General features: G+C 63.6%; 12 protein-coding genes. 8 read left to right on the top strand and 4 right to left on the bottom strand.

From position 1 onward, the window contains the following. Positions 1-2: 2 nt before the first annotated feature. The 7 genes from GGQ90_RS12160 to GGQ90_RS12190 all read left to right on the top strand — a co-directional run bounded on the left by GGQ90_RS12160 (position 3) and on the right by GGQ90_RS12190 (position 7,386). Entirely contained in the window at positions 3-1,160 is a 1,158-nt protein-coding gene (locus GGQ90_RS12160) for a DUF1501 domain-containing protein (protein ID WP_160984505.1), read from the top strand. 446 nt (positions 1,161-1,606) lie between these two features. Next, a complete protein-coding gene (rutB, locus tag GGQ90_RS12165) occupies positions 1,607-2,341 on the top strand; it encodes a pyrimidine utilization protein B (protein ID WP_188082502.1) in 735 nt (244 codons plus the stop codon). Continuing rightward, complete coding sequence (rutC, locus tag GGQ90_RS12170) at positions 2,341-2,724, top strand: pyrimidine utilization protein C (protein ID WP_188082367.1); 384 nt, start codon at positions 2,341-2,343, stop codon at positions 2,722-2,724. Before rutB ends, rutC begins: the two co-directional genes overlap by 1 nt. Beyond that, positions 2,717-3,499 carry a pyrimidine utilization protein D gene (rutD, locus tag GGQ90_RS12175; protein ID WP_188082368.1) on the top strand — a complete coding sequence of 261 codons (783 nt, stop codon included), beginning with the start codon at positions 2,717-2,719 and terminating at the stop codon, positions 3,497-3,499. The genes rutC and rutD overlap by 8 nt, the downstream gene beginning before the upstream one ends. 4 nt (positions 3,500-3,503) lie before the next feature. Then, positions 3,504-4,571, top strand: coding sequence for a pyrimidine utilization protein A (rutA, locus tag GGQ90_RS12180; RefSeq protein ID WP_188082369.1), 1,068 nt, complete (start codon positions 3,504-3,506; stop codon positions 4,569-4,571). Between the two features lie 63 nt (positions 4,572-4,634). After that, the gene (locus GGQ90_RS12185) at positions 4,635-6,722 is read left to right on the top strand and encodes an amidohydrolase family protein (RefSeq protein WP_188082370.1); all 2,088 of its coding nucleotides are present in this window, start codon (positions 4,635-4,637) and stop codon (positions 6,720-6,722) included. A 205-nt stretch (positions 6,723-6,927) separates the two neighbouring features. Beyond that, entirely contained in the window at positions 6,928-7,386 is a 459-nt protein-coding gene (locus tag GGQ90_RS12190) for an Lrp/AsnC ligand binding domain-containing protein (protein ID WP_188082371.1), read from the top strand. A 42-nt stretch (positions 7,387-7,428) separates the two neighbouring features. Here the strand turns inward: GGQ90_RS12190 and GGQ90_RS12195 are convergent, their stop codons facing one another. The 4 genes from GGQ90_RS12195 to GGQ90_RS12210 form a co-directional block, all read right to left on the bottom strand. Further along, positions 7,429-9,120 (bottom strand): amidohydrolase family protein, encoded by a 1,692-nt coding sequence (locus tag GGQ90_RS12195; RefSeq protein WP_188082372.1) that lies wholly within the window; start codon positions 9,118-9,120, stop codon positions 7,429-7,431. Between the two features lie 39 nt (positions 9,121-9,159). Then, a complete protein-coding gene (locus tag GGQ90_RS12200) occupies positions 9,160-10,824 on the bottom strand; it encodes an amidohydrolase family protein (protein WP_380766908.1) in 1,665 nt (554 codons plus the stop codon). Between the two features lie 83 nt (positions 10,825-10,907). Continuing rightward, positions 10,908-13,202, bottom strand: a complete 2,295-nt coding sequence (locus tag GGQ90_RS12205; RefSeq protein ID WP_246428229.1) for a TonB-dependent receptor — start codon at positions 13,200-13,202, stop codon at positions 10,908-10,910. A gap of 269 nt (positions 13,203-13,471) precedes the next feature. Beyond that, positions 13,472-13,825 carry a YciI family protein gene (locus GGQ90_RS12210; RefSeq protein ID WP_188082373.1) on the bottom strand — a complete coding sequence of 118 codons (354 nt, stop codon included), beginning with the start codon at positions 13,823-13,825 and terminating at the stop codon, positions 13,472-13,474. A 203-nt stretch (positions 13,826-14,028) separates the two neighbouring features. Between GGQ90_RS12210 and GGQ90_RS12215 the strand changes: the two genes are divergently transcribed. Further along, on the top strand, positions 14,029-16,554 hold the full coding sequence (locus GGQ90_RS12215) for a glycosyltransferase (RefSeq protein WP_188082374.1): 2,526 nt from the start codon (positions 14,029-14,031) through the stop codon (positions 16,552-16,554). Positions 16,555-16,616: the final 62 nt, after the last annotated feature.

Genomic DNA, 16,616 nt, shown 5'->3' on the forward strand with positions numbered 1-16,616 from the left:
CCATGCTCAATCGGCGCAGCTTCGTTACCGCGCTCGGCTCGACAGCCATCCTCTTGCCTGGCCTGGGCGGGAGCATGGTCTTCGCCAAGGCGGCGACCGACCGGCGCTTCGTCTTTGTCATCCAGCGGGGTGCCGCCGACGGCCTGGCAACGCTGGCGCCGGTGGGCGACCCCGCCTTTGCCAGCCAGCGCGGCGTGCTGGCGGAAGATTTCGCGCAGGCGACCAAGCTCGACTCGATGTTCGCGCTGCACCCGGCGCTCAGCAATATCAGCGCGCTCTATGCCAGCAACGAGGCGCTTTTCGCGCATGCCGTGGCATCGCCCTATCGCGACCGTTCACACTTCGACGGGCAGAATGTGCTCGAGACCGGCGGCAGCGCCGCCTACAGCGTCAAAAACGGCTGGCTCAACCGGATGCTGGCGCTGCTGCCGCGCGACGAGGCCAAGGGCATCGCCATCGCCGCAACCGTGCCGATGGCGCTGCGCGGGCCGGTCGAGGTGGCGAGCTATGCGCCGTCGACGCTACCCGATGCTTCGGACGATCTGCTCACGCGCGTAGCGTTGCTCTACGCCAATGATCCGCAGCTCCATGCGGTGTGGGAACAGGCCACGGCGACACGGATGCTGACCAGCGACATGGCGGGCGGCGCCGGGCGCAACGCGGCCGCGACCGGCGCGCTCGCCGCCCGGCTGTTGAGCGCCCCTGGCGGGGCGCGGATTGCGATGATCGAATCCGGCGGCTGGGACACTCATGCCCAGCAGCGCGGGCGGCTTGCGGCGCAGCTGCGCGGACTGGACGGCATGGTAGCGGCGCTCAAGCAGGGCTTGGGGCCGCTCTGGGGGAATACAGCCGTGCTCGTTGCAACCGAATTTGGGCGCACAGTGAAGATCAACGGCACCCAGGGAACCGATCATGGCACCGGCTCGATGGCGATGCTGCTCGGTGGCGCGGTGCAGGGAGGGCGCGTCGTCGCCGACTGGCCGGGGCTCTCCGATGCGGCGCTCTACGAGGGGCGCGATCTCAGGCCAACGCTCGAACTCAATGCGTTGATCGGCAGCGCCGTCGCCGGGCATTTTGGGATCGAGGGACCGCGGGCGATGGCGGCATTGTTCCCCGAGAGCAGCCGCGCCCGCGTCATCGACGGACTTGTGCGTGCCTGAAGGCAGGCGATAGCGGCGCTTATGAGAGCCGCGTACGTTTGAATCAGATGAGCCGCTCAAGGCAGATCGAGGGCAAAAGCGCCACAAATCCGGACGTTGACCAAATCCTGCGTTCTTCTTCCTGAGGTGGCGGGTGGAGCACCGCATGAAGCTCGCACGTCCGCTTATGCGCCTCCTTCGCTCGTGACCCAACGCTCCGCGTACGGGCGTAAGCAGTAGCGCTCGCGGCCAGAGTTGGCGGTGAAGAGCGGAGAGCGGCGGCTTCGGGCGGTTCTAAGATAGTATGAGCGGCGATACATATTCGTTATGTTTGTCCTGCACGGGGCACCATTTTCACAAATCGGCATAATTTCGGCGTGGCGCTGCATCCCGCCATGTCGCCGGGCTGGGTATCGTCCTGATCGACCGTGCTTGACCATTGGGTGCATCTGCTCAATCCTGCACCGGTGAGCGAAGCAATCGTCGATCCCGCCCCGTCCCGTTCCGGCCCCTCCGTGGTGCTGCCGGCGCGCCCCGAAGCGATCCGGCTCGATGCCGCGACGACGGCGCTGATCGTCGTCGACATGCAGAACGCCTATGCCAGCAAGGGCGGCTATGTCGACGAGGCTGGCTTCGACGTCGGCCCGGCGGCGGGCGTCATTCCCCGGATCGCGGAGGTCGTCGATGTGGCGCGGGCTGCGGGCATGCCGGTGATCTTCCTGCAGAATGGCTGGGATAGTGGCTATGTCGAGGCGGGCACGCCGCTGTCGCCCAACTGGCACAAGTCCAATGCGCTCAAGACCATGCGGGCGCGGCCGGACCTGGCGGGCAAATTCCTGGCGCGCGGCGGATGGGATTATGAACTGGTGGAGGCGCTGGCGCCCCGCGAGAACGACCTGCGCGTCCACAAGCCGCGCTATTCCGCCTTCTTCAATTCGCAACTGGATAGTGTGCTGCGCGCGCGTGGCATCCGCACCCTGGTCTTTACCGGCATCGCCACCAATGTCTGCGTGGAATCGACCCTGCGCGACGGCTTCCATCTCGAATATTTCGGCGTGCTGCTGGAAGATGCGGTGCATCATCTGGGGCCGGACTTCATCCGCGAGGCCAGCCTCTACAATGTCGAGAAATTCTTCGGCTGGGTGAGCACTGTCGCCGATTTCCGCACCGCCATCGGCCAGCTTCCGCCCAAGGAGATCTGATGCCCTTCGAACCGATCAATCCGCCCCAGTTCCCGACGCCGATCGCCCCCTATTCGGCGGGCGCGAAGGCCGGGAATACGGTCTATGTCTCGGGCGTTCTGGCGCTGGGCGAAGGCGGCACGGTGCTGCATGTCGGCAATGCCGCCGCGCAGACCCGCCATGTGCTGGAGGTCATCAGGATCACGGTCGAGGCGGCCGGCGGCACCATGGCGGACATTGCCATGAACCATATCTTCCTCAAGGATCTGGACGACTACGCGGCCTTCAACGCCGTCTATGCCGAATATTTTCCCGGCGACAAGCCGGCGCGCTACTGCATCAAGTGCGAGTTGGTGAAGCCCGATTGCCTGGTCGAGATCGCCTCGGTCGCGCATCTTGGCTGAGGCCGCCGGCCTCTATTATGAAACCCACGGGCGCGCGGACGCCCCGCCGCTGATCCTGTCGAGCGGGCTTGGCGGATCGGCCAGCTATTGGGCGCCGAACATCCCGGCGCTGGCGGAGCATTTCCATGTCATCGCCTATGACCATCGCGGCACCGGCCGCAGCGACCGGAGATTGCCGGAAACCACCTCGGTCGAGGATATGGCGGGCGACGTCATCGCCCTGATGGATGCCCTGGGCATCGAACGCGCGCATTTCATCGGCCATGCGCTGGGCGGCGCGATCGGCGTCGAAACCGCGATCCGCACCGGACGGATCGACCGGCTGGTCGTCATCAACGGCTGGCGGACCTTGTCACCACATAGCCGCCGCTGCTTTGCCGCCCGGCTCGCGCTGCTGCATGGTGCGGGCGCGCGCGCCTTCCTCGAAGCCCAGCCGCTGTTCCTCTATCCGCCCGACTGGATCGCGGCGCATGATGCCGATCTGACGGCGGACCTCGATCATCATTTGGCCGGCTTTCCTGGTGTGGAAACCACCGCCGGGCGGATTGCCGCCGTGCAGGCCTATGCGCCCGATCCGGGCGGACTGGCTGCGCTCGAAAATATGCTGGTCATCGCCACGCGCGACGATTTCCTGGTGCCCTTCGTCACGGCGCTGGACCTGGCCGCGCCGGTCAGCGGCGCCAGGGTCGCCACGCTGGACTGGGGTGGTCACGCCTGCAACGCGACCGACCCCGATGCTTTTCACCGCCTCGTCCTCCCCTTCCTCAGGAGTTGAAGCCATGCAGGTCGGCGTTTTCGTTCCCATCAACAATAATGGCTGGCTGATCAGCGAGAACGCCCCGCAATATCTGCCGAGCTTCGATCTCAACAAGGAAATCGCCCAGCGGGCCGAGAAATACGGCCTCGATTTCCTGCTGTCGATGATCAAGCTGCGCGGCTTTGGCGGCAAGACGCAATTCTGGGAATATGGGCTGGAAAGCTTCACGCTGATGGCCGGCCTTGCGGCGGTGACGGAGAAGATCAAGATCTTCGCCACCTGTCCCACGCTCATCATCCCGCCCGCCTTTGCCGCGCGCATGTGCAACACCATCGACAGCATCAGCCATGGACGGTTCGGGCTGAACCTCATCACCGGCTGGCAGCCGCCCGAATATACCCAAATGGGGCTTTGGCCGGGGGACGAGCATTTCCGCAATCGCTATGATGTGCTCGACGAATATGCCCGCGTGCTGCGGGAATTGTGGGAGAACGGTCGGTCGGACTTCAAGGGCCAATATTACCAGATGGACGACTGCCTGGTCCGCCCCCAGCCGCAGGCCGACATGAAGATCATCTGCGCCGGATCGTCCGACGCGGGGCTGGCCTTCTCGGCCAAATGGGCGGACTATGCCTTTTGCCTGGGCAAGGGCGTCAACACGCCGACCGCCTTCGCCTTCAACAATGATCGTCTTGCCAAGTTCACGGCGCAGACGGGCCGCGCCGTGTCGGTGTTCGTGCTGGTCATGGTGATCGCGGCGGAGACGGACGAGGAAGCCATGGCGAAATGGCAAAGCTATAATGACGGGGTCGATATCGAGGCGATCGCCTGGCTGGCCGACCAGGGCGCGAAGGATAAAGTCAACACCGACACCAACGTGCGCCAGCTTGCTGCGCCCGAAGGGGCGGTGAACATAAACATGGGCACTTTGGTCGGCAGCTATGCCAGCGTGGCACGGATGCTGGACGAGATGGCACAGGTGCCCAACACCGGCGGCGTGCTGCTCACCTTCGACGATTTCCTGGAAGGGGTGGAGGCGTTCGGCACGCGCATCCAGCCGCTGATGAAGAGCCGCGCCGGGACGTCATAACGGCCATTGCCTGGGATCGTCATCAGTGGCAGCTTCCCTCTGAAATCGTGGGGGAGGCCAGTCATGCGTCAGCTATATGTTGCGATGTTGTTTGCCGGAGCGTCATCAATCATGTCGCCGGCGCTGGCGCATGATGGGCCGCAAAATACGGCCACGACCGCATCCGGACCGGCGACCAAGGACCAGTTGATGACGCCGCCGTCGGACGCGCGGCATTACACGATCAGTTCGACCGCCGGGAAGCATGGCGATGTCTGGTCATGGCCGATGCCCGACGGCAGTACCGCCTATCGCATGTCGATGTCGCTGCGCGGCTGGGTGACGGAGACGGACGAGGTCATCGCGCTCGGCGCCGACAAGCAGCCCAGCAAGATCGCCATCAGGGGCTATACCGATACGGGCGACGCGACCGAGAATTTCAGCATCGATGCCGCCGGCACGGCGCATTGGAAGACCGCCGTGGATGAGGGCAGCGCGCCCTCCGTGAACAAGCGCTACAACAGCTATGGCGGCCCTTGGCTCGCCATCGAGAAGGATGTGGATGCGCTGGTGGCTGCCGGCGCGAAGGGCTTCGACATGCTGCCGCGCGGCCATGCGACGCTGACGATCGGCAAGTCGGTGCAGATCGATGGCCCCACGGGGCCGGTGACGGTCAAGCTGGCTTTTATCGAGGGCTATGGCTTCTCGCCTGCTGCGGTCTGGCTCGACGCGCAGAACCGTTATTTTGGGCAGGCCGGGGTGATTTCGCTGCTGCCTGCGGGTTTCGAGGCGGCTGGTCCCAAGCTGAAGGATATTCAGGATGCGGCGACGGCGGCGATGGTCCGCGATGTCGCCCATCGCTTCCTCAGTCCTGCCAATCGCACGCCGACGCTGATCGACCATGTGCTGCTGTTCGATTCCGTCGCCGGCCAATATGTGCCCGACCAAGCCGTGCTGATTGCCGATGGCAAGGTCGCGGCTGTGGGGGCGGGGGGCAGCATCAAGGCGCCGGCCAACGCCACGCAGGTCGATGGCCGTGGCAAGACATTGACGCCCGGCCTGTGGGACGCCCATCGCCATGTCGGTGGCGATGACTGGAACCTGCTCCAGAATCTGGCCACCGGCATGACCAACTATCGCAGCCCCGGTTCGATGATCGATGAGACGCTGAGCATCGAGAAGCGACAGGCAGCCGGTGACCTGCTGGCGCCCGTGGGCAAGGTGTCGGTGATCATCGACCGGAAAGACCCATTGGCGGCGCAGGGCGCGCTGACCGTGTCATCCGCTGATGAGGCGATCGAGGCGGTGCGCAAGATCAAGGCCGCAGGACTTTGGGGCGTCAAATTCTACACTTCGATGAACCCGGCCTGGATCGCGCCGGCTGCGGCCGAGGCGCACAGGCTGGGCCTGCATGTCCATGGCCATGTGCCGGCGGGCATGCGTCCGCTCGATGCGGTTCGCGCCGGCTATGATGAAGTGACCCACATCAACTTCATCATGATGCAGGCGATGCCGCAGGCAGTGGTCGACAAGGCGAACACGGCCGCGCGGCTGGAAGGGCCGGCCAGATATGGCAAGGATGTCGATCTCGACTCCCCGGCGATGACGGCCTTCTACGCGGAACTCGCCAAGCGGGGCACGATCATCGATCCGACATTGACGGTGTGGGAGCCGCTGATGACGTCGGACGGCAGCACGGTGGCGCCGGAATATTCGCCCTTTGTCGACATCGCGCCGCCGGCGGTTGCGCGCAGCTGGAAGATCGCGGGTTATCCGCTGTTCGACGGGCTGACGCGTGACGATTTCCGCAAGAGTTTTGCCAAGATGGTCGGCCTGGTCGGCAAGCTGCACCAGGCCGGCGTCCCGATCGTGGCCGGCACCGACGGCTGGGGACTGGAACTGGTCCGCGAGCTTGAGCTTTACAGGGACGCCGGCCTCAGCAACGCGCAGGCGCTGCAGACCGCCACGATCATTCCCGCGCGGATGACCGGCATGGACGATCGGACCGGATCGATCACGGTCGGCAAGTCGGCCGACATCATCCTGGTGGAAGGCGATGCCTCGCAGGATCTGGGTGCCCTGCGCCATGTGAATATGGTTTTCCTGAACGGCTATCGCCTGGATGGCGCGGCCCTGCGCCAGGCCAGCGGGATGACCGGGATGCCGCGCTAATCCGGCTTTCCACGTCTGTTGGCAACGCCTTGGTTTGCTGTTGTATTTCCTGTGGGCCGGGCGTCCCCCCGTGACCCCCGGCCGTTGCGGTTTTTCCCCGTCGATACGTTTGTCATCAGGGGATGGCGTCTGCTTTTTCAAGGGCAGGTCGCTATCTGCGCATGTTCACCGATCCGGGGCAATTTCTGCATAGCGGGGCTTTCCGATGGCCATCGACGAGATTGATCGAAAGATACTCAGCAAGCTGCAGGTGGATGGTCGCATAACCAATCAGGACCTGGCGAAAGCCTGCAATCTTTCGCCATCGGCCTGTTTCGACCGCACGCGCAAGCTGCGGGACAATGGTTATATCTCGTCCTATGTCGCGCTGCTCGACCCGCATCTGAACCAGCGGCCCTTGCTGATCTTCATCGAAGTGCTGCTCAATCGGACAACCGGCGACATTTTCCGCCAGTTTGCCGAAGCGACGCGGCGGCAGCGGGACATATTGGAATGCCATATGGTGGCCGGCGGGTTCGACTATCTGATCAAGGTGCGGATGAAGGACATGGCCGCCTATCGGAAATTCCTGGCCGAGGAACTGGTCGACATGCCGGGGGTGCGCGAGACGCGGACCTATGCGGTGCTGGAAGAGGTCAAGTCGACGACGGCGCTGCCGCTATGACATGAAAGCGGCGCCCTTTTCCAGAGCGCCGCTTTCGATCCATTACATGGCGTTGGGATTGGCCGGGCTGGCGCCGGCCTGGCCGGTGCGCGCCTTTTCCGCCTTCACCATCTCGGCCACTTCGGCCAGCAGCTTCTTGGCATCATAAACGATGCCGTCCTTGATCGTGTAGCTGACGCCGCCGACCATTTCCTGCTTGTTGGTTTCCGGGTTCAGGCGCGAATGACCGGTGCCATAGAGCGTTTTGAGATTGGCCAGCGGGTTTTCCCTGGTGAGGACCATGTCGGCCAGCATGCCGACGCGCAGCACGCCGGTCGGCGGCGCCATGCCCTTGGGCTCATAGAGGGTCTGCGAACCCCACATGGTGGCCGAGCGCATGATCTCGAGCGGCGAGAAGCCGGCTTCGCGCAACAGTTCCAGTTCCTCGATATAGGCGAAGCCATAGACCTTGTAGATGAAGCCGGAATCGGTGCCGACCGTCACCCGGCCACCGATATTCTTATAGTCGTTCACCAGCTTGAAATAATTGTTGTAGAATTTCTTCCACGCAAACTCGTTCTCGGTGCCCCAGTCGTAGAAATAGGAGCCGTGATTATCGCGGGTCGACTGGAAATAGGCCCAGAGCTGCGGCGTGGTGTAGAGGTTCTGCCAGTCGGCATTGCGCGCCCGCATCAGGTCGCGGGACGCGGCATAGATGTTCATCGTCGGGTCGAAGGTGACATGCTTCTCCTTCTGATGCTTCAGATAATCCCACCAGCGTTCGGATTCCGGCTCGACCGTCTGGTTCCAGATTTCCGCCACCTCGCCGAAGCGATGCTGTTCATTATTATAGTCATAGTCGGACGGAAAGCGCTGGATCGTCCCGTCCTTCAGCAGGGATTCGAAATGGCCATAATAATGGGTGACGGTGTCCAGCCCCGCTTCGGCCGCGTCATAGGCGTTGAAATTGGCGACGCCGGTCTGTGACAGATGGGCCGTGGTGCCCATCTTGTTCTTGTGCGCCTCGTCAATGGCGGCGGCGATGATCTGCGGCGTTTCCTCGGGCCGATTGAAGAATTTGATGCCGTCGATATTGTGCGCGGCGGCCCATTTGACCCAGGCGCGCGCCATGTCCGGACTGTCGATCGGCCCGCCGTCCCAGCCGGCGCCCAATGTCTGATAGTTGAAGATGCGCGGCGCTGCGATCTCGTTGGCGGCGGAGCGGTTCTTTTCCGAACTCGCGACGACCGGATCGGCCAGCGGCACGCCACGCACGGTGGTCACGCCATGGGCCAGCCACAGCTTGTAGGCATAGCTCATGTCCGGCGCCTTGTCGCTCGCCGGGGTGTGGACATGCATGTCGTTGAAGCCGGGCATCACATACATGCCGGTCGCGTCGATTTCATAATCGGCGTCGGTGGGCGTGCGCCCCTTCGCCTGCGGCAGGCCGGGCCAGCCGGCCTGAGTGATGGCGGTGATCTTGTTGCCTTCCACCACGATGTCATAGGGGCCACGCGGCGGCGCGCCGGTGCCGTCGATCAGGGTGGCGCCACGGATCACCAGCTTGCGGAAGGGGCCGACATTGTCAGCGCTGCCGCGCGCCGGCGCGGGCACGAAGGTCGGCTTCTTGCCGTTGACGATGCCAGCCGCGCCGCCGACATACCATTCGTCCGGATCATGCGCCTGGGAAGCGCTGGCGACCGTCATGAGGGCGAGCGCAGCAAGGCCCGACCGGATCAGCATCTTGTTCTTCATTCTTTTCCCGTCCCTGTTGAATTATGATGTCCCGTCCCGTCAGGGATGGGGCAGCCCCTGTTCCGGCATGCCCATGCGCCGCTTTTCCGCAACGACCATGTCCGCGACATCCGCCAGCAATTTCTTCGCGTCATAGACGATGCCGTCCTTGACCGTGTAGCTGACGCCGCCCACCCGTTCGAGCCGCTGGGTCTGTTCGTTGAGGCGCAGCGTGCCGGTGCCGTAGAGCGTCTTGAAATTCTGCAGCGGATTTTCCTTGAGGATGACGAGGTCCGCCAGCTTGCCGACCCGGACCGTGCCGATCGGTGGCACTTCACCCCTGGGATCATATAGCGTCAGCGCGCCGTTCAGCGTCGCCGACTGGATCACCTGCGACGGATTGAAGCCCGCTTCCTGCAGCAGCTCCAGTTCCTGGACATAGCCAAAGCCATAGGGCTTGAAGATGAAGCCGGAGTCCGATCCGGTGGTCACGCGCCCGCCGATATTCTTGTAGTCGTTAATCAGGCGCATATATTTGTGGTAGAAATTTCGCCATTTCACCTCGATCGCGGTGGTCCAGTCGTAGAAATAGGAGCCGTGGTTCTCGCGCGAGGACATGTAGAAATTCCACAGCTGCGGCATGGTATATTTGTCGTGCCAGTCGGCATTGCGCGCCAGCATCAGATCGCGGCCGGCAGCATAGATGGTCATGGTGGGATCGAAGGTGACATGATTGGCCTTCTGATGCTCCAGATAGGCCCACCAGCGGTCAGATCCCGGCTCGACGCTTTCTTCCGCCAGATTGGCGACATTGCCGAACCGGTCCTGCTCGTCGGCATAATTATAGTCGACCGGCCAGTTCTGGACCGGGCCATTCTTCAGCAGGGATTCGAAATGGCCGTAGAAATGGGTGACGGTGCCAAGGCCCGCATCGCCCGCTTGCTCGGCATTCATACGCCCCACGCCGATCTGGGACAGATGGGCCGTGGTGCCCAGCTTCAGCTTCTTCGCTTCGTCCATGATGGCGGCCATCACTTCGGGCGGCTGGTCCGGATCGTCCAGCAGCTTGATGCCGTCGATCCCCTGCTTGGCCGCCCATTGCACCCAGGCGCGGGCCTTTTCGGGGGTGTTGGTGCGGCCGCCGGTCCAGCCCTTGCCTTGCCCAGGCCGCTGATAGGCGAAGATGCGCGGCGCGACGATCTCGTTACGGGCGGAGCGTGCCCGTTCGCTCAGCGACACTTCCATCGGCGCGAGGTCGACGCCGCGCACGGTGGTGACGCCATGGGCGAGCCACAGCTTGTAGGAATAGGACAGGTCCGGCGCCTTGTCGTCGGTGGATCCATGGACATGCATGTCGATGAAGCCGGGCGTAACGAACATGCCGGTCGCGTCCAGTTCATAATCGGCGTCGGTCGGCGCGCGTCCCTGCTTGAACGGCAGGCCGGGCGTTCCGGCCGGCAATATGTCGGCGATGACGTCATTTTCGATCACAATGTCGACCGGGCCGCGCGGCGGCGCGCCACTGCCATCGATCAGGGTGACGCCGCGTATCACCATCTTGCGGAACGGGCCGGCGCCTTCTCCGACAGCGCGCGCCGGTGCGGGATTGGCGCCGGCGCGTGGCTTGACCGCTTCCACGGGCACCTTGGCGGGCTGGGCGATCGCCCCGCCGGCAGCCAGTGCGAGCAGCGAAAGGCCGGCGAAACACATGTGTCGCTTGAACATATCATCCCCCTGTATCGATCATGGGGCCGCCTAAGGCCCCCGAAAAGGGAGGCGACCGACAGGGCCGCCCCCGTGTCAGGCGATCAGAACTTCTTGGTGAGGTTGATGCCGTAGGTGCGTGGCGGTGCGGTAAACACCACCGTCTTGCCGCCGGTGTTGCTGCTGGAGCTGGAGCTGACCACCGCCAGTTCGTTAAACAGATTGTTCAGGAAAAGATGCGCCCCCCAGTTGTTGTCGCTGGCCTGCACGCCCAGGCGCAGGTTGGTCAGCGTATAATCGTCCAGCCGGCGCCGATAAGTGTCGGTCGGGCTGATCGTGCTGTAGGAACTGCCATTATAGCTGACGTCGGTGCGGATGACGGCATCCAGCGCGCTGGTCAGCATATGCTTATATTCGGCCGACCCGCCGAAATTCCATTTGGGCACATTGGCGATCCGGTCGCCCTTGCGGCCCGACGCCACGACGATGGTGCTGACCTGATCCTCGGTCAGCTTGGCGTCGGTATAGGAGCCGTTGGCACTGAAGCTGATGCCCGCGATCTCCGTCGAGAATTCGGCTTCAAGGCCACGGATGCGCGATGCGCCGACGTTGGAGATGAGGCCGAAGACCGAGCCCGTACCCGCCGTGCGGGCCGACACCTGCATGTTGCTCCAGTCGATCTGGTAGGCCGCCATGTTGAGATAGGTGCGCGGCAGGATCTTGCTCTTGAAGCCCAGTTCATAGTTCCACAGGCTGTCCGACGTATAGGCGGCCAGCGCTGCCGACAGGCCGATCACCTGGTTGACGCCGCCCGGGCGGAAGCCTTGCGCCGCCTGGGCATAGACCATGACATCGGGCGTCGCCTGATAGGAGATGTTGAACTTGGTCAGGACGCCGTCCTCGGACGATTCCGCCTCGGTATAGGGCGTCACGACCGAGGCATAATGTTCCTGGCCCATGTCGATCCGGCCGCCGACGGTCTTCTTGTAATCATAATAGCGCGCGCCGGCGGTCAGCGTCAGCTTGTCGAACAGTTTGTAGGAGATTTCGGCGAAGGCCGCCTTCTGCTTCAGCTTGTCGTTGATGGTGCGATCATAGGCGAGATTGTCGATGTCGTCGGGATCGTAGAGGAAGCCCGTTTCGGGATTGGCTTTGAGCAGAGTTGAACGCACCACCGTCTTGCGATCCTCGCTGAACAGGCCGACCGTCCAGTTGAGCGGGCCATCACCCGTCGAGCTCAGGCGGATTTCGTTGAGCCAGTTCTTGACCGACTGGGGCTGGTACAGGCTGGACGACAGCAAGGCGCGGGTGTCGGCCAGATAGTCCGCCAGCACATCGGCAGAACAGGCCGCGCCATTGCCGCGATAGGTCTGACAGCGGGCCGCTGTGTCGCGGCCGTTGAACGTGTCGCTGACATCGCCCACGACGATGCGATCGCGATCGGTATAGGTGCTGATCGCGGTCAGCACTACCGGACCGAAATCATAGTTCAGCGTCCCGTTATAGATGCGGTTGGTGTCGTAATTGCCCGATTCCGCGCGCGCATCCGTGGTCCAGCGCTTGCCGGTTTCGGCATACCAGCGCGGCGACCCGCCCGATGCCTTCTCATAATTGGCGCTGAGGTCGAGCGTCAGTCGTTCGGTCGGCGTGAAGCGCAGCATGATGCGTCCGCCATAGGTGTAGGGATCGTTGATATTCTTGTAGCCATAATAGCTGTTGTCGACATAGCCGGCGACCTGGGTAGCGTTGCCGACGATGCGGATGGCCAGCTTGTCCTCGATCAGCGGGAGGTTCAACATCCCGTCGAAGGACGCGCCCATCGATCCGCCTTCGGCCGCAGACATGGTGCTGGCAAAGGCCGCCTCGATCTTGTCGGTCTTGGGCTTGTTGAAGATGATGCGTAGCGTGCCGCCCATCGATCCGGAACCATAGAGCGTGCCCTGAGGGCCGCGCAGCACTTCAGCGCGCTCCACGTCGAAGATGCGGAAGTCGGGTGTGGCGCCGGCGGCGTCGCTGGTGGTGCCGACCGATCCCGATACGGGGGCTTCGTCATAATAGACGCCGACCGTGGGTTCGCCCGCCGCCGTCACGCCGCGCAGGATCACACGGCGATTGCCGGGGCCGCCATCGACGATGCGCAGGCTGGGCGTATCGCGGGTCAGTTCGGTAAAGCTGGTGGTGCCGGCCGCTTCCAGGCTGGCGCCGGTGACCGCGGTGATCGCGATCGGCGTATCCTGCACGCGCGTGTTGCGCTTCAGTGCGGTGACGACGATTTCGCCCTGATCCTGTTCCTGGGCTTGCGCCTGCGGAGTGCCGCAGATAATCGCAACGGCCATGCAGGACATGGCGCTGCCCGCCTTCCATGGATTGAGAACGCGCTTCCTGAAAATGTGCGACATAAAAACCCCCTGTTTTTGTTTGTTTTCCTCACCGTCTCTGCAGTTATTTTCTGCCGGAAACGGTAACAGGGGCGCTGCCGAAGGTGCTTCGTAATATTTGATATATTCGACGCTATACCGAAGGATATTGCGCAAATGGTCATATTTTACGGATAATCTTCGGGGCCATGTCGAGATGGCCTATCATTCTCCTTTGTGGCGAACGCGCCTCGATGAGGGGAAGGCCGCCGCTTTCAGATCGAATGATGCGGCTTTCGCGGGCGAGGATGTCAGCCCTCCCACGCATGAAACGGGCGTATTTCTATCTCGCTGGGGCCGGGCATGGGATTGGGGCAGCGTTTTACCCAGGCAACCGCTTCGTCCAGATCGGCCACGTCCCAGATCCAGAAGCCGGCGACCAGTTCGCCGACCTGGGGGAAGGGGCCATCGATGACGTGGCGGTCGCTGCCGTCGAAGGCGATGCGCTTGGCGTGGGATGAGGGCAGGAGGCCCTCGGCCATGCGCAGGATACCGGCCGCCGCCAGTTCGTCGTTGAAGCGGCCCATCGCCGCCATCATTTCGGGATCAGGCGGACCGCCCGCTTCGCTGTCCGGGGTCGCCTTGACCAGCACCATCACGCGCATCGTTCATCTCCTTGCGGGGGCAAGGCGAGATTAGGCGAAAAGAGGACGTCGCGGTAGTCGGGCGACGATGGACTGCCATGTCGCGAAACCTGTCGAAAAGATGAGGTGGCCTGTCTTATGGCTTTGTCATGCGTCGTCAGATTGACATCATGCGCCCGACAAATGACAGGAGGCGGGCCGGTCAGAGAAGAGAGAAGGACTGCATGTCACTCGAAACAACTATCCATGCGGTTCCCGAAAAAGATCATGCCATGGTGATGGCCTGTTTTTCTTTCCGTTACGATCATCACCTCGTTCCGGGGCTGCTCGATAATATCCGACCGATGGTCCATGGCTGGGTTTCCTTCGACGATCGAAGCGCCGGTGCCTGGTATAGTTCCGAACCCCAGCGCCGCCGCGCCCTGCTCAACGCCGCCAGGCAACATGGCGCGGAATGGATATTGGTGGTCGACCCGGACGAGCGGTTCGAGGATGGTCTGGCAACGCGGATGCCGTTTCTGACGGGGGCCAGCGACATGCCGGTCTGGCGGGTCGACCTGTTCGAGATGTTCGCGCCTGACGAGTATCGCGTCGATGGCATATGGGGCGGCCGTTCACGCAGCCGGTTGTTCCCGGTCACCGATGATATCCATGTGCCCGACCAGCAACTCCATGCCGATCCCTTCGCCTATCGGCGCCCCCGACGCGCCCGTTCTTCGAACATTGCCTGCTATCATCTGCGCATGATTGCGCCTGAGCGGCGGCAATTGCGGCGCGATCAATATGCGCTGCTCGACCCTGAGCGGAAGATGCAGGATATCGGTTATGACTATCTGGCGATCGAGGCGGGCGCGCAGTTCGCGTCGATCGCGGCCGAGCGGCAATATTCCCCCGCCTATGTTGAGGATGGCGGGCTATGGGCGCCGCCCTTGCCGGCGGCCAGTGCGACGGTCGAGGATCCGCTGCATTGCCGTCTGCGCCTGATCCAGCGCAGCCGTGGGCGCAAGGCGCCAGCCAGTGCGGCCGATATCGCGGCACGCGCCGCCACTGCCTTTGCTGCGGATGGGGACGTGGCGCTTCTGTCGGGCGCGCTGGCTCTGGAAGCTGGGCAGACGGAGGCCGCTGAGCAGGGGCTGACGGCGCTTATGGAGCGCATGCCAGCCATGGCTGCTGGCGCAATCCTCTTGGGTCGGGCGCGGCTGGCCCAAGGCGACATTGAGGGCGCGAAGGCCGCCGCCGACCATGCCGTCGCTCTGGCCCCGAGCAGTCGCGCGGTGCGCAAGCTCGCCGCCGATGCGCGGCGTTACGTCGAGGCCGATATCGGCGACCAGGATGCGCTGTGGCGCCGCTGGGTGAAGGGCGGGGCGCATGTGCGGAAGGGGGCTCTGGTCCCGTCTGACGCCGCGATGACCGTGGTGGTGATGGGCTTTCGCGCGCAACCGGACCTGGCCGAGGCGGTCGCATCGATCGTGGAGCAGGCGCCGCTGACCGAAATTATCGTCGTCAATTCGGGCGGTGGCGAGGTTGCTCCCATGCTGGCGCCGTGGCTGGACCAGTTGCATCTGATCGAACTGGAAGAGCCCCATTATGTGGGCGCGGCGCGCAATATCGGCATCGACGCCAGCCGCGCGCCGATCGTCGCTTTCCTGGCCGGCGACTGCCTGGCTGCGCCGGGGTGGGTGGTGGAGCGGTTGAAGGCGCATGATGGCGGGGCGCTTGCTGTGCCCAGCGCCATCGTGCCCGCCTATGTCGACAATCTCGTATCCTGGGTGTCGAGTGCGGCCTTGCGCTCGACCCGCTGGCCCGGTGATGCACCGATGCAGGCGCCGGGCTATGGCATGTCCTATGCCCGGTCCCTGTTCGATCAACTGGGCTATTTCCCGGTCGGTGTCGGCGGTGGCGAGGACAGCTATCTCAACCGGGCCATCGGCGATCGGATCGGCGTGGACCTGTCCACTCGCGTCGTGACGGCCCATCGCGATCCGGTGACGCCGCTGCAAATGGCACGGGATGCCTGGAAGAGGGGCTATTGGCGGGTGCAATGGGCGCCGGAATGGCGCAAGCATCCAGATGCCGCCAAGCGGCGCAACATCGAAGCCGGCTGGGGTAAGGCACTGCGGCGCGCGCGCAACGCGTTGGGCAGTGTGTTGGGGTCGGATTTCCTCAATGATCTTCGTGTCCACAGATTGCTGGCCATCAACGCGCGGGCGCGTCAGCGCGGAATGCAGCAGGGGGTTGGTCGGATGAGTGCGGCGGCCCGGTTGGGCGAGGTGGCGGACGGCCTGATCGCCAGCGATCCGCAGGCGGCCATGCCGATCGCCCAGGAAGCGCTGCGGCTGGACCCCTGTCATGCAGGTCACCATCTCCGTCTGGCGCAATTGCACTACGACCTGCGGCAGTGGCGCGAGGCGGCCCGCATTGCCGAACTGGGGGCGGCGATTGCCCCCCATGAGAAGCTGGTTGCGTTGCTCTGTGCCAGCCTTTGGCAGCTTGGAGAGCAGGCGCACGCGGCGGACATGGCCGAGGAGGCCGCGCTGGCGGCGCCGGTCAACTGGACCATGTGGATGATTGCCGCCGATTATGCGCTGAAGCTCAATCAGCCGGAGCGGGCGCTGGTCTGTGCCCATTTTGCCTTTGTCGCGGCGCCGGCCAGTCGCAAGGTCGGCGAATTGCTGATGAAGGTCTATCGCAGGCTGGGTCTGCTGCCCCAAGCCCGCACCCGCAAAGAGGGCATCGAGCATCTGCAATGAGGCGGGCAGGGGTAGGGGGCTGGCACGGCGACGACGTGAAGGCGAGCGGATTGGATCAGTCA

Origin of the sequence: Sphingobium scionense, from assembly GCF_014197035.1 — a bacterium.
Taxonomy (GTDB): domain Bacteria; phylum Pseudomonadota; class Alphaproteobacteria; order Sphingomonadales; family Sphingomonadaceae; genus Sphingobium; species Sphingobium scionense.

Coding starts and splice junctions, on each gene's coding strand:
- GGQ90_RS12205 (WP_246428229.1), bottom strand. CDS start 13,202: ATGTCGCACATTTTCAGGAAGCGCGTTCTCAATCCATGGAAGGCGGGC.
- GGQ90_RS12210 (WP_188082373.1), bottom strand. CDS start 13,825: ATGCGCGTGATGGTGCTGGTCAAGGCGACCCCGGACAGCGAAGCGGGC.
- GGQ90_RS12185 (WP_188082370.1), top strand. CDS start 4,635: ATGCGTCAGCTATATGTTGCGATGTTGTTTGCCGGAGCGTCATCAATC.
- GGQ90_RS12215 (WP_188082374.1), top strand. CDS start 14,029: ATGTCACTCGAAACAACTATCCATGCGGTTCCCGAAAAAGATCATGCC.
- rutA (WP_188082369.1), top strand. CDS start 3,504: ATGCAGGTCGGCGTTTTCGTTCCCATCAACAATAATGGCTGGCTGATC.
- GGQ90_RS12160 (WP_160984505.1), top strand. CDS start 3: ATGCTCAATCGGCGCAGCTTCGTTACCGCGCTCGGCTCGACAGCCATC.
- GGQ90_RS12195 (WP_188082372.1), bottom strand. CDS start 9,120: ATGAAGAACAAGATGCTGATCCGGTCGGGCCTTGCTGCGCTCGCCCTC.
- GGQ90_RS12190 (WP_188082371.1), top strand. CDS start 6,928: ATGGCCATCGACGAGATTGATCGAAAGATACTCAGCAAGCTGCAGGTG.
- rutC (WP_188082367.1), top strand. CDS start 2,341: ATGCCCTTCGAACCGATCAATCCGCCCCAGTTCCCGACGCCGATCGCC.
- GGQ90_RS12200 (WP_380766908.1), bottom strand. CDS start 10,824: ATGTTCAAGCGACACATGTGTTTCGCCGGCCTTTCGCTGCTCGCACTG.